At 68.0% G+C, this 10,932-nt stretch carries 13 protein-coding genes and 2 pseudogenes; 4 read left to right on the top strand and 11 right to left on the bottom strand.

Annotation, left to right across the window (positions count from 1 at the left end; translation table 11 throughout):
* Positions 1-493 precede the first annotated feature (493 nt).
* From EES42_RS43960 to EES42_RS43950, 3 genes are all read right to left on the bottom strand, one after another.
* Positions 494-754 (bottom strand): hypothetical protein, encoded by a 261-nt coding sequence (locus EES42_RS43960; protein ID WP_124723783.1) that lies wholly within the window; start codon positions 752-754, stop codon positions 494-496.
* A complete protein-coding gene (locus EES42_RS43955; RefSeq protein ID WP_124723825.1) occupies positions 751-1,053 on the bottom strand; it encodes a DUF6247 family protein in 303 nt (100 codons plus the stop codon). Before EES42_RS43955 ends, EES42_RS43960 begins: the two co-directional genes overlap by 4 nt.
* A 77-nt stretch (positions 1,054-1,130) precedes the next feature.
* Positions 1,131-1,751: a hypothetical protein gene (locus tag EES42_RS43950; RefSeq protein WP_124723782.1), complete on the bottom strand. Its 621-nt coding sequence runs from the start codon at positions 1,749-1,751 to the stop codon at positions 1,131-1,133.
* Positions 1,752-1,900: 149 nt separating this feature from the next.
* On the opposite strand from EES42_RS43950, the gene EES42_RS43945 reads away from it, so the two are divergent.
* Entirely contained in the window at positions 1,901-2,206 is a 306-nt protein-coding gene (locus EES42_RS43945) for a trypco2 family protein (protein WP_124723781.1), read from the top strand.
* Between the two features lie 50 nt (positions 2,207-2,256).
* A complete protein-coding gene (locus tag EES42_RS43940) occupies positions 2,257-3,696 on the top strand; it encodes a serine protease family protein (RefSeq protein ID WP_124723780.1) in 1,440 nt (479 codons plus the stop codon).
* 267 nt (positions 3,697-3,963) lie between these two features.
* On the opposite strand, the gene EES42_RS47150 is transcribed toward EES42_RS43940, so the two are convergent.
* Together EES42_RS47150 and EES42_RS43920 are read right to left on the bottom strand one after the other, a co-directional pair.
* A complete protein-coding gene (locus tag EES42_RS47150) occupies positions 3,964-4,614 on the bottom strand; it encodes a hypothetical protein (RefSeq protein WP_164495606.1) in 651 nt (216 codons plus the stop codon).
* A gap of 169 nt (positions 4,615-4,783) precedes the next feature.
* Entirely contained in the window at positions 4,784-5,254 is a 471-nt protein-coding gene (locus tag EES42_RS43920; protein WP_124723777.1) for a hypothetical protein, read from the bottom strand.
* A gap of 212 nt (positions 5,255-5,466) precedes the next feature.
* On the opposite strand from EES42_RS43920, the gene EES42_RS47145 reads away from it, so the two are divergent.
* Positions 5,467-6,144 carry a hypothetical protein gene (locus EES42_RS47145; RefSeq protein ID WP_241196999.1) on the top strand — a complete coding sequence of 226 codons (678 nt, stop codon included), beginning with the start codon at positions 5,467-5,469 and terminating at the stop codon, positions 6,142-6,144.
* 62 nt (positions 6,145-6,206) lie between these two features.
* Here the strand turns inward: EES42_RS47145 and EES42_RS47140 are convergent, their stop codons facing one another.
* The 3 genes from EES42_RS47140 to EES42_RS43900 form a co-directional block, all read right to left on the bottom strand.
* Complete coding sequence (locus tag EES42_RS47140; RefSeq protein ID WP_241196998.1) at positions 6,207-6,344, bottom strand: hypothetical protein; 138 nt, start codon at positions 6,342-6,344, stop codon at positions 6,207-6,209.
* Positions 6,341-6,646 (bottom strand): DUF6247 family protein, encoded by a 306-nt coding sequence (locus tag EES42_RS43905; protein WP_124723824.1) that lies wholly within the window; start codon positions 6,644-6,646, stop codon positions 6,341-6,343. The genes EES42_RS47140 and EES42_RS43905 overlap by 4 nt, the downstream gene beginning before the upstream one ends.
* A 375-nt stretch (positions 6,647-7,021) precedes the next feature.
* Positions 7,022-7,348 carry a winged helix-turn-helix transcriptional regulator gene (locus EES42_RS43900; RefSeq protein WP_124723776.1) on the bottom strand — a complete coding sequence of 109 codons (327 nt, stop codon included), beginning with the start codon at positions 7,346-7,348 and terminating at the stop codon, positions 7,022-7,024.
* A gap of 164 nt (positions 7,349-7,512) precedes the next feature.
* On the opposite strand from EES42_RS43900, the gene EES42_RS43895 reads away from it, so the two are divergent.
* Positions 7,513-8,487, top strand: a complete 975-nt coding sequence (locus EES42_RS43895; protein WP_124723775.1) for a quinone oxidoreductase family protein — start codon at positions 7,513-7,515, stop codon at positions 8,485-8,487.
* Between the two features lie 199 nt (positions 8,488-8,686).
* Here EES42_RS43895 and EES42_RS43890 read toward each other — a convergent pair whose 3' ends face one another.
* From EES42_RS43890 to EES42_RS45885, 3 genes and pseudogenes are all read right to left on the bottom strand, one after another.
* Entirely contained in the window at positions 8,687-9,589 is a 903-nt protein-coding gene (locus EES42_RS43890) for a transposase (protein WP_241196997.1), read from the bottom strand.
* Between the two features lie 1,127 nt (positions 9,590-10,716).
* Positions 10,717-10,815: pseudogene (locus tag EES42_RS47135) on the bottom strand (XRE family transcriptional regulator); the annotation flags it as partial.
* A gap of 5 nt (positions 10,816-10,820) precedes the next feature.
* Positions 10,821-10,932: pseudogene (locus EES42_RS45885) on the bottom strand (IS5/IS1182 family transposase); the annotation flags it as partial.

The raw sequence follows: 10,932 nt of genomic DNA, 5'->3' as shown, positions 1-10,932 counted from the left end.
ACCTTGCGTTCCAATACCTGATCGTCACCACGCCATACACGCCCCATGCCGCCTTGCCCGACCACTTCGACTAGCCGGTACCGGCTGCCCACCACTTCACCAGGGATCGCTGCCACGACCAGAAGAATAGGACTGAACGGCCCACGGGTTAGCCGGTTTGCGCAGGAGACGGACTATCCATCGACCCGGCCGAGCCCGCCGCATAGCAGCAGCGCCGACTGGCCCGAGCCGCAGCCAACGCCGCCACGCCCCCAGCCGGCCCGGCCCGATCGCCGAGAACTACCAGCCCGCGAAGCCCTGGCCGCCCTTGGCCCACCGGAACTCGCATACCGGATCGGCCATCTCGAACCGCCGGTTCCGGCCCTGGCCCAGCGGCAGCGGGCGGATACGCGTTGCCGCTCGGGTGGCAACGGGTGATACGGCCGTGGCTACGATCGGAAACAACCTGACCCCGGCAGTTGCGATGCCGGGGTCAGGTCGTTGTCACGGGTGGCTATCCGAGCCAGGTGATGGTGAGGACGGACATGCGGCGCAGGGGCCGGTTCACCCAGTAGGTGAGGGAGAGCTGGCCGACAGAGGCGTGGCGGACGTCCTCGCCCTCTGGTTCGTCGGCGTTCCACTGCCGAAAGCCCCACGGGTCGCCGACGGCGGCGTCCAGAGCGTCCCAGACCATGTCTTCGACGTGCTCGGGCAGGGTGTCGAGGACCTTCGTGGCCGGGGCGGAGAAGCGGACCGCGTACGGCTGTCCGCTCACCGGCGCCGCCCGCGGAGCTCCGCCATGTCGATGAACTCGCTGTCGTCGTAGCCGGAGGCGACGAACGCGTCGACCGCCGGGGCGGAGGCGAGGCGGCCCTGCCAGCCCTGGACGACCGCGTACAGCCCGGCGAGGGAGAACGTGCGGCGGGATTCCTCGAGGGCGGTCGCCCACTCCCGCTCGAAGGCCGGCACCCAGGTGTCCGCGCGCCGGTCGGCGCGCAGTTGGGCGAGGAGTTCGGCCGGAGCTCCCGGGGCGGGGGCGTACGGCGTGACGGGGGCGTGGTCGGGCTCGCTCATCTGGTCCTCCCGGCGGGTCGTCACCTCACGGTACGCGCGCCGGGTAGCCGTGGATGCAGTCATGGGCCGATCCCCTCCTACTGGATGCGCAGGGTGCGGGCGACGGCCTGGGCGTGCTCGCGTAGCGGGGGGTCTTGCTTGTCCCAGGTGGCGGCCACGTAGTTGAGGAGTTCGGCCGTGGCGCGCTCCGAGTCGCTCGGGTCGCTGGTGAGTAGCTTGTCGGCGGCGAGGGCGACGTCGACGGCCGGGGTGGACAGGTCTTCCGGGGCGATCGCGTTGCCGTGGTCGATGTCCAGGACCAGAAGGTGGCGCACCTGGTTGTAGGTCTGGATGGTGATGGTGTCCTCGCGCGGCGAGTCCGCATCCGCGGTGGCGAATCCGGGGTGGTTGAGGATCGCCGCGGCGATGGCCTCGGTGAGCACGGGCTCAAGCAGCAGGTCGTCGTCGGTGGGTTCCGCGTCCTTGAGGGTCAGCTTGTAGTTGATGCCGGCCTCGGTGGTGAACCGCACGGTGCCGTCACCGGGTTCGGTATCGGCGGCGACGAAGTGAGGGCTGCGGCGCAGCGTGTCGGCGATGCGGAAGGCGTCGAGCAGCGGGCTTTCCTCACGGACGGGGATCCTGTGGACAGAGGGCAGTGTCAGTGCAGGTCGCGCCGAGTGTCGGCGCCCCGCCAGCGTCCGTCCGTACGGTGGGGCCATGACGACAAGGACGTCCCCCGCCCCCGAGCCGGTGAGAGCCCACCAGTACACCGACCGGAACAGCGTTGACTCTCGCCAACTCACCGCGTGGTGCTCACCAAGCGTGATGTGATCGAGCGCGATGCTGTGCGATGACGAGGGAGTAACTGATGAGTGATCGTATTCCGCTGTCAGACGTGCTCGACCAGATCCGTGCGGAATTGGTCGATGCGTCGGCACGAAGTGTGGATCAAGGCTTGCAGTTCCCAGTGGGTGCCGTCCAGATCGAGCTGCAAGTCGGGGTGACCCGGAGTGCCGATGGCAAGGCGGGCGTGAAGTTGTGGGTTGTCGACCTGGCCGGGGGCACAGCGATTTCACATCAAGCCGTGCAGAAAGTGATCGTAAATCTGGAACCACCGGTCGACCGTGAAGGTCGACGGATTCGAGTGGCCCACGAGCTCGACGAACGGCCGTGAGCTCCTCGGGAGCATCCCCGCTGGTAGCTGCCCAGCCAGCCCGGGCAGTCTTGACGATCGCTCAAGACCATTCGAGCGGCGGGACATGGTTGGCCGGGTCAGGCTTCCTGATGCAGCCGAAGTACGCGGTGACCACCGGTCACAACCTCGGGGACGGTGAAGTGACCATCCGCACCAGTGCGGGTGCGGAGCACCAAGCCGCCGTGGCTTATGACGGTCGTTCCGACGGCCTTGACCTCGCTGTCCTGCGCGTGAGCGACGACCTTGAGGTGTCAGGCACCGTGGGGATCGCTCGGGTGAATCGGGCCACGCCGGTCCTTCTCGACCACTGCTGGGCTGTGGGATTCCCGCGCTTCATGCGACGTCGAAACATCTTCGGACGTCGACTGCGTGACACCGTTCAGATCACCGGCGTCATCGCGCCGGCCTCGGGCGCTGTGTCAGGCCTGTTGCGGTTGCAGGTTGCCGACACCCCTTCGGGCATGCGCGAGGGGTCGCAGTGGCAGGGCCTGTCGGGCGCCGTCGTCTTTGTCTCCGACCGTCACCACGGTGACCTCGCTGTCGGCGTGGTGATTGAGCATGGGCTTGACGAAGGTCCCAGCGCTCTCACCGTCTTGCCCTTCACTGCGATCGACGACCTCGGCCGGGAACGGCGAACCCGAGTCTGGGGACTGCTCGGTGCGTCCCTGGATAAATTGCCTGTCCTGCCCCGCACGCAAGACCAGCAGGACGCCGGGACGCTGCTCGGGGCCGCTGCTCTCCTCGACGCCCTGCCTGTCCGTCGCGCGTACTTCCACGGGGACTGCCGCGTGCTCCGCAATGCGGCCCAGGGAATGACCGACATGTTGGCCATCCTAGACGCAGGGCGGGCCATGGCCGTGGCGTTTTCACTGGCTGAAAGTGCTCAAGAGCTCCGAGATGCCCTCGCAATTTTCGGAACCACTCCGCCTGCCGCTCTACGCCGAGCCGTACTCCGACTCATAGTCCTCAACAAGGACTACGCGGAGGACTTCGGGGAGCCACACGGCCTGTACTCCTACTTCCCGCGCATCGGAGAGGATTTTGAGGTCTCAGCAGCCGATTCCGCTCTCTTCAACATTCCTGCAGATGACAGCTTCGCGGCGTTCCAAAAACTGGCCGTACACCTGGCCTCCTCCTGCGTTCGGCTGGTCGCGGTTCGTGAGGCTGCCCTCGATCTCATCGCTGCGATTACCGACGCCTACCCGATCTTGCGCACGCACGGCGAGGACACCGCATTTGATATCCGCAGCGGTATCTACGAACTCCAACAGGTACAGCACACTCTGGCGAGAACGGCTGATCTTGTGGGGCTGGTCGTTGGACAATCCGACACCGAGACTCGACGAGCGACGCTGAGGGCCCTGGCAGAACGCGAGACTGGCGACATCGCACGGCTGCTGTCGGCCCTTGCCGCTGTGCCCTTGCCCCGTGCGTGGTACGTAACTCCCGCCCCTGACAACCGTGCTTGACTTTCACCTCGCTCCATTGGGAAGCCAGCACCACGATCCGTTGAGGCGCTGGGGCTGCGGCGGCCGTCCGGCTGGGTACTGGCGAAGGCTGGCGGCCGCGGGCACGGCCGGGGTGGTGTGTCGTGCACGCCGTCGACCGTGAAGAGGCGCCGGCCGGGGCGTCGGTGCCGCCGCTGGGCCGAGCGCTAGACGCGGCCGAGCAGCGGGGGGTACGGCTGTGCGCCCTTTGTGGCGCGGCGGTCGAACTGGACCCTGTGCTCAAGGGGTTCAACCACATCTCCGATAGCGAGGGCTGACGCCCCGCGCCCGTAAACCTGGCTTCGTCCATCTCCAGGAACAGCGATTGTCGACGCGTTCAGGAGTCAGTTGGTGATCAACAGAGTCGTGGATGTCGACGAGAAGTGACGGCCCCGGTGTCGCGGGCGTCGAAGAGGCGCTGTGCGTAGGTTGCGGGGATGTCAGGCCGCTGTGGGCGAGCGTGGCCAGGCGGCGGGTGATCACCGCCGCGACGGTGTCCGTACGGCTGGAGACGGCGATCAGGGCTCGTTGGGACAGGCCGTAGTCGAGCGCGGCCGCGGCGGCCGGGGCGCTGTTTCGCGTGCGAGACAGATCGGGGGCGGCGGCGACGGCGTCGTGGATCGCGGCCAGGGCGCGGGCGACGTCGAGGAGCCGGTACGCCTGGGCGCGGCTGATGGCGAACTCGGCGTCGCAGTACGACTCCCACGAGCCGTAGCCGAGGGGCGTCCAAACGCGGGCGGTGTGGGCGTCACGGACCCGGGCGGCAAGCAGTGCGACGGAGTGCCGGACGTCGTCCATCGCTTCGCGCAGCCCGGCGGTCACCTCCCGGGCCTGCTCTGCGGTGAGCGGCGGCCGCGCGGGTTCGACGACGTCGTCCTGGTCTTGGTCGCGGGTGCCCATGACTCCATCGTCCTGCGGGCCGGCGGCCGGGGCCAGGGCGTGCGGAGGCACCCGGCGCGAGCTCTGCCTCACACCCTCACAGCCTCATAGTTCGCCGCGTCTACCTGGGGAAATGGGCTGTGAGCCTTATAGACCTCACGGCGTGAGGTCTGGGACGCGTGGGTTGGCGTTAGGACTCGGCGGCGCCGTACCCGGCCAGCTCCGCGAAGCCGGCGATGCCGATGACCGCCGTCATGCCCACGATGGCCGACAGCGACAACGAGGCGTCACCCAGGACGGCGGCGGCGAACTGCAGGCCGGTCAGCGTCAGGCAGGTGCCCCAGAGTGCGCAGCGCCCGACGACGGTGGAGCGGCACTCGTTCTGCGCGATGAGGAGCGGGACGCTGGAGAGCAGGGCGATGACGGCAAGGATGACGGAGACGAAGAAGGCCGGCCAGGCGGCGACACCGTCCCAGGAGCGGTAGTGCACCAGGGTGTAGGTCATGCAGCAGAGGTAGACGATCGCGGAGAAAAGGGCAGCCAGGCCCCCCGCCAGAGCGATCAGGCCCATGACGTTCAAGTCGCCAGTGGCGAGGTCCTGCAATGGACGCTTCGGGGCAGAGGTGGTGCTGCCGGTGGTGGTCTCGGTCTGTTCGCTCACTGAATGCTCCGGGGGTGAAGGCGCTGCTCGGTGGGCGCAGAGCGTAAGGGAACCTCGCGTGGTGAAGAGCTCCTTCCGGCCACGCGCGGGTTGGTCCTGATTCGCGGCGGCGTTCGCGTGGCTTCGGCGGGGCCTGGCTCGTTGGGCAGGTGGAAGCGACGGTGGCGTACCCCCCGACTGCGCCGTGCGCTGTACCGAGCGATCGAGGATCGATGCCGAAGAAGCCCGCCCACGACCCGACGTACGGCTACGACCCGGAGACGACAACTGTCCGCGTCGCGCAGCATGACCTGGCGCGGCTGCTGCTGATGTTCCGCAAGCTGATGCGCGAGCAGCCGCCCAGCAAGTGGAAGCACATGGACGACTACGACCTGTCCTTCGAACGCCTCGCGGATGCGGTCGATGCCAGCTCGCAGATCCGGTGCGGCAAGCGCTGGACGGGCCCTGATCTGCGGATGCGCTGCACCACGACCGAGCCGGTCTACAGGTGGCCGGGCGGCGCCCCGTACGACGGTGGGGCAACGTTCACCTGGACGGTGCCGGGCTACGGCTCGCACGCCACCAAGGACGAACGCTTCCGGGGAATCACACACCGCGCTGTGCGGGTTCAGCTGGAGGAAGGACGACGGGCCGCGCCGGGTGGAGGAACTGCCGGACTGTCCCGAGTGCCGGCGCGAGGTCCAGGTTGGTGCCGAACGGCCCCGCGGCACCTGGTGACCGGCACCGCGGATCCGCGGTGCCGTCCGGGTGGATACGGCCGTGGCTACGATGCGGAACGCCACGACCCCGGCAGTTGCGATGCCGGGGTCGTGGCGTTGTCACCGGGTGGTTATCCGAGCCAGACGATGTTCAGCACGGTCAGCCGGCGCAGCGGCCGGTTCACCCAGTAGGTGAGGGAGAGCTGGCCGACGGACGCGTAGCGCACGTCCTCGCCCTCGACGTCCTCCGCGTTCTACTGCCGGAAACCCCACGGGTCGGCGGCGGCGGCGCCCAGGACGTCCCACACGGTGTCTTCGACGTGCTCGGGCAGGGTGTCGAGGACCTTCGCGGCCGGTGCGGAGAAGCGGACCGCGTACGGCTGTCCGCTCACCGGCGTCTTTCCCGTAGCTCCGCCATGTCGATCGCCTCGCTGTCGTCGTAGCCGGAGGCGACGAACGCGTCGACGGCCGGGGCGTGGGCGAGCCGGCCCTGCCAGTCCTGGAGGACCTTGTACAGCCCGCCGAGGGAAAACGTCCGGCGGGACTCCTCCAGCGCGGCCGCCCATTCCTGCTCGAAGGCCGGCACCCACTGAGCGGCACGCCGGTCGGCGCGCAGCTGGTGGAACAGTTCGGCCGGAGCTCCCGGCGCGGGGGTGTACGGCGTGACGGGTGCGTGGTCGGGCTGCGCGCTCATCTGGTCCTCCCGGCGGGTCGTCACCTCACGGTACGCGCGCCGGGTGGCCGTGGATGCGGACATGGGTGGATCCCCTCCTACCGGGTGCGCAGGGCGCGGGCGATCAGCGGCGTGATCGGCGTCGAGCAGCGGGCTCTTGTCGCGGCCGATGGCCGGGCCGGTGTGCCCAAGCACGATAGTTGTCACCGCCGACGGCCGCTGACCTGTGCCTTTGGGATGTCAAGGCACTGTACTTGTCACCAGGCCGGCACGCTGCTTGTCACCATGAGCGCGCAAGGCATCACCGTTGTCACCGGAGGCGCCCACCCTGAGCTGTGCGGGAGCCTCGTCACCAAGCATGCTCGACAGCCGTCGTGCCATTGCTGGCGAGTTCTGTCAGCCCATGCCGGTGTTGTGGCTCTCGTACGCGGCGCGGGCGGCCAGCAGGGTGGGCATGTGCTCCTCCGCCCAGCGCCGGCCGGCTGCGATGAGTTCGAGCAAGGTGTGGCCCAGCGCAGTCAGTTCATACTCCACTCGCGCGGGGACCTCGGCGTAGACGGTACGGGTGATCAGCCCATCGCGTTCCAGCGCCCGCAGGGTCTGGGTGAGCACCTTCGGGGTGGGGGCGCGCAGGGGGACCCGGAGCTCGGAGAACCGCCGTGGCCCCTGCTCCAGACACAGGATGACCATGGCGGACCATTTGTCGCCGACCCGGATCGGCATCGCACTGCTCGGACAGGCCGGATGGAACATGTCGGGATCAAGCGGTTGCACCAGTACCCCCGCGGTAGCCAGATACCCTTGAAGTAACCATTATGTCCTGCACTACCTTCGCGTCGGCGGCGCAACCGATCGTCGCCTCTCCGGATCATTGATGCGAGGGAAGCATGCGTGCTGTCCGATTCCATGACTACGGATCACCCGCCGTACTACGCGTCGACGAAGTGCCCGTCCCCCAGCCGGGACCCGGGCAACTGCTGGTCCGGGTCACCGCCGCGGGCATCGGATTCGCCGACGTCCAGATACGGGCCGGCCTGATGCGACAGACTGCCCTCCCCGATCTGCCGATGCCGTTCTCGCCGGGCTTTGAGGTGGCGGGCACCGTGGCGGATGTCGGGCCCGGCGTCGATCCCGCAACGGTCGGCAGGCGGGTGGTGAGCGCCACTTCTGGTGGCGGTTACGCCGAAATGGCGGTGGTGTCTGCCGCCGCAGCCCTGCCCTGCCCTGACGCCCTTGATGACCACCAGGCTCTGGCACTGCTGGGTCAGGGTTCGACCGCAGTCGGGGTGGTCCGGGCCGCAGCACTGCAAGCAGGCGACACCGTCCTGGTCGAAGCTGCTGCAGGTGGTGTCGGCAGCCTTCTGGTTCAGTTGGCCAGGCATGCCGGCGCTACTGTGATCGGCGTTGCCCGAGGTGAGAGGAAACTGGCCGTGGCCAAGCGGCTCGGCGCACACACAGTGATCGACTACACCGCGCCGGACTGGCACGAACACGTACGCGATGCGGCACGCGGCAGCGTGCAGGTGGTCTTGGAGACCACGGGCGGTTCGGTATCGGAGGCCGCGTTCGACCTGCTGACCTCTGGCACAGGCCGCATGGTCATCTATGGCATGACCAGCGGGCAGGCACCGCGCTTCGACCCGCTCGCGGTGTATCACCGAGGCGTCTCCGTGACCGGATTCGCCTCCATGGCACTGACAGCGGACCAACAGACCCGACTACGCGACGAGGTATTCGCCCTGGCTTCCAACGGTGCACTCAAGCCGATCATCGGTGCCGTCCTGCCGCTGTCGAAGGCCGCCGCAGCGCACCAGGCGTTTGAGGAACGCACCACCATCGGCAAAACCCTCCTCACACCCTGAACACCCACTATCGATGCGAGCCCCGCCGGGGCGCACCGACGACGGTTTCGGCCAGCCGGTGACAACAGGCCTGCCTGTGTGACAACTATCGTGCTTCAGCTCAGGCGGGAATTCAGCGGGCATGCTTTCGCTCCGGTTTACGACCTCGGGGGAAATTGAGGTTCGGGCGAGCTGGCCTGGCGGTTCGGCTGGTGGGTGATCAGCAGGTCACGTCGCGGACGAGGACGAGTTCGGTGCTCGTCTCTGGGCGGGTGACCCGCTGTGCGGATCGGTCAGAGACCAGGGAGGCGATCGCGAGGTGCGTTTCGGCGTAGATGTCGCGGCGTCCGGTGAACCGTCGCAGGGGTGCCCACTGGCGGAGCTCGGCGTTGGTGTGTTCCACGCAGATCCGGGCCGAGGACTGCCGCCGCCGCGTCTCGCGCCAGGCGTACTTGTCGCCGTCGCATGCCTCGTCCTTGGGCTTCTTCGGCGGTGCGCTGACCTGGCCGGGGAACTCCTTGGCCAGCCCTGCGTATCCGGAGTCGACCTTGGCCTTCACGCCTGGCCGGTTGCGGAACTGCTCGGCGATGCCCTCGGTGCGGACGGCGGTCTGGTCGTGCATCCGGCCCGGGCGGACCACGCCGGACAGCAGCATGCGGCCCTGGCCGTCGCTGAACGTGGTGGTCTTGATGGTGTTCTGCCTGCGCTTGCCGGAGACGAACTCACGGCGTCCGGGGCGCCCGGCCTGGGGGCGCCTGACCTGGGTCTCGGCCCCGTCGAGCCGCATCTCGACACCCTCCGCTTCGGCATAGGCGAAGACGTCCTCCAGCGTCTTGAGCCGCAGGCCGGGCCGGTCGGGCACCGCGAAGCCGCGGGCCGCCAGCAGCGGGCGGAGCCGCCGGATCGCCTCGGAGACGGTGGAGCGGTCCACCTCGAAGAGCTCGGCGAGGACCTCGTGCGGCAGTTGGTGTCGCAGGTGGACCAGGGTGACGAGCAGCCGGTCGAAGAAGACCAGCTTCGGCTTGCGGCCAGCCCCTTCCGCCCGCTTGCGCTCTCCGCCGCGTGCTGCCCGCAGCGCGGACTGCCGGGCTGCTTCCCACGGTCCGGCGAGCTCAGCGAACAACTCGCCGAAATGTGCGCGGGAGACACCCGACAGGGCAGGATGGGAACAGGCCGCACGGGCCCAGGTCAACTTCACAACTCACCCAACCCGTACGGTCCTCCTCATGTCACGGCCCGACCGGGACGATCACCATTTCCCCTGACGTCGTTAGTCGCCGCAGGTCAGCGCGCAGCGGACGACTGGATTCGCTGTCCAAGGGCACCTGCCCTCGTGAGCACCGCCCGCGCCCCTCACCCACAAGGAGCCGGCCCCCTGCCCCGAGCGATCGGGGTCAGGGCCTCGCGCCCGACGCACACCAACACCGGTTCGTGCCGCGCATCAAGCAGGTCATCGGCCCCGTCCCTACCAGCCACGCGCGAACCCATGTGCGGCGTCAGCCGGTATCGGCGCGGCCCTCGATCTCCGAAGCGCCCGATCCCGGACCTGACACGGTGACAGTCCGAGCGGCGTGTGCGATCGTCAAAGCCCTTGCGCTACAAGAGGATTGGAGATCCGGTGGCCATCACGGGTGCGTTAGTGCTGGTAGTCGTCTGGGTACTTGTGGCTCTCATACCCATGCGAGCACCCTCCGCACGACGGATTTGGGCCGTGCTGGTTCTGTGCACCTCCATCCTCGTGATTGCAGGCGCTGCCTTCTACGGGATGCAGCATGCGGACGAGTGGGCGGCGCCTGAGGTTTCATACGGCGGACCTGTGACCCAAAGAAGTTTGCAGGACAACGGGGACAACGGACGCCTCGTTTCCTTCGTCTCACGACAGTGGGAACCAGCATTCTTCGCCGCGATCGCCGTAGGCCCGGGCGCTCTGGTAGCCCTTCTTCGACTGGCCCTCTCCAGGCAGGAGCGCAGCCCCTACATCCCCCCGCCACCGGCATATCCCCCCGCCGCCTGAGTGCCGCAATCAACAGCCACGTCTCCGCACTGCTCCCTCCGGGCCGCCTCCGCGGCCGGCAACGGCGAACTCCCTGGCTACGCCGAGTCGACCGTACGGCCCCTCCGATCCGCACAACGGGTCACCCGCCCAGAGACGAGCACCGAACTCGTCCTCGTCCGCGACGTGACCTGCTGATCACCCACCAGCCGAACCGCCAGGCCGGCACGCCCGAATCTCAATTTCCCCCGAGGCCGTTAGTAACCCAGGTCCAGGTAGTCGATGTCGTTGATTTCTACTTCGGACAGTCCCATAGCGCGACTGCCGCCGTCCTGGAAATAGATTTCTTTAAGACCGTGTCCTACATGGTCAGTTTGAGGAGCCGTTTGTAGCAGCAGAGAGCGGCTGCGAGTCCGAGAAAGGCCAGGTAGTTGCCTGGTTTGCGTTCGTAGCGGTGGTTGAGGCGGTGGTAT

Origin of the sequence: Streptomyces sp. ADI95-17 (genome assembly GCF_003846175.1) — a bacterium.
In the GTDB taxonomy this organism is placed as follows: domain Bacteria; phylum Actinomycetota; class Actinomycetes; order Streptomycetales; family Streptomycetaceae; genus Streptomyces; species Streptomyces sanglieri.
The sequence above is the reverse complement of the archived record's forward strand: the minus strand, read 5'-3'. Positions and strand labels throughout refer to the sequence as shown.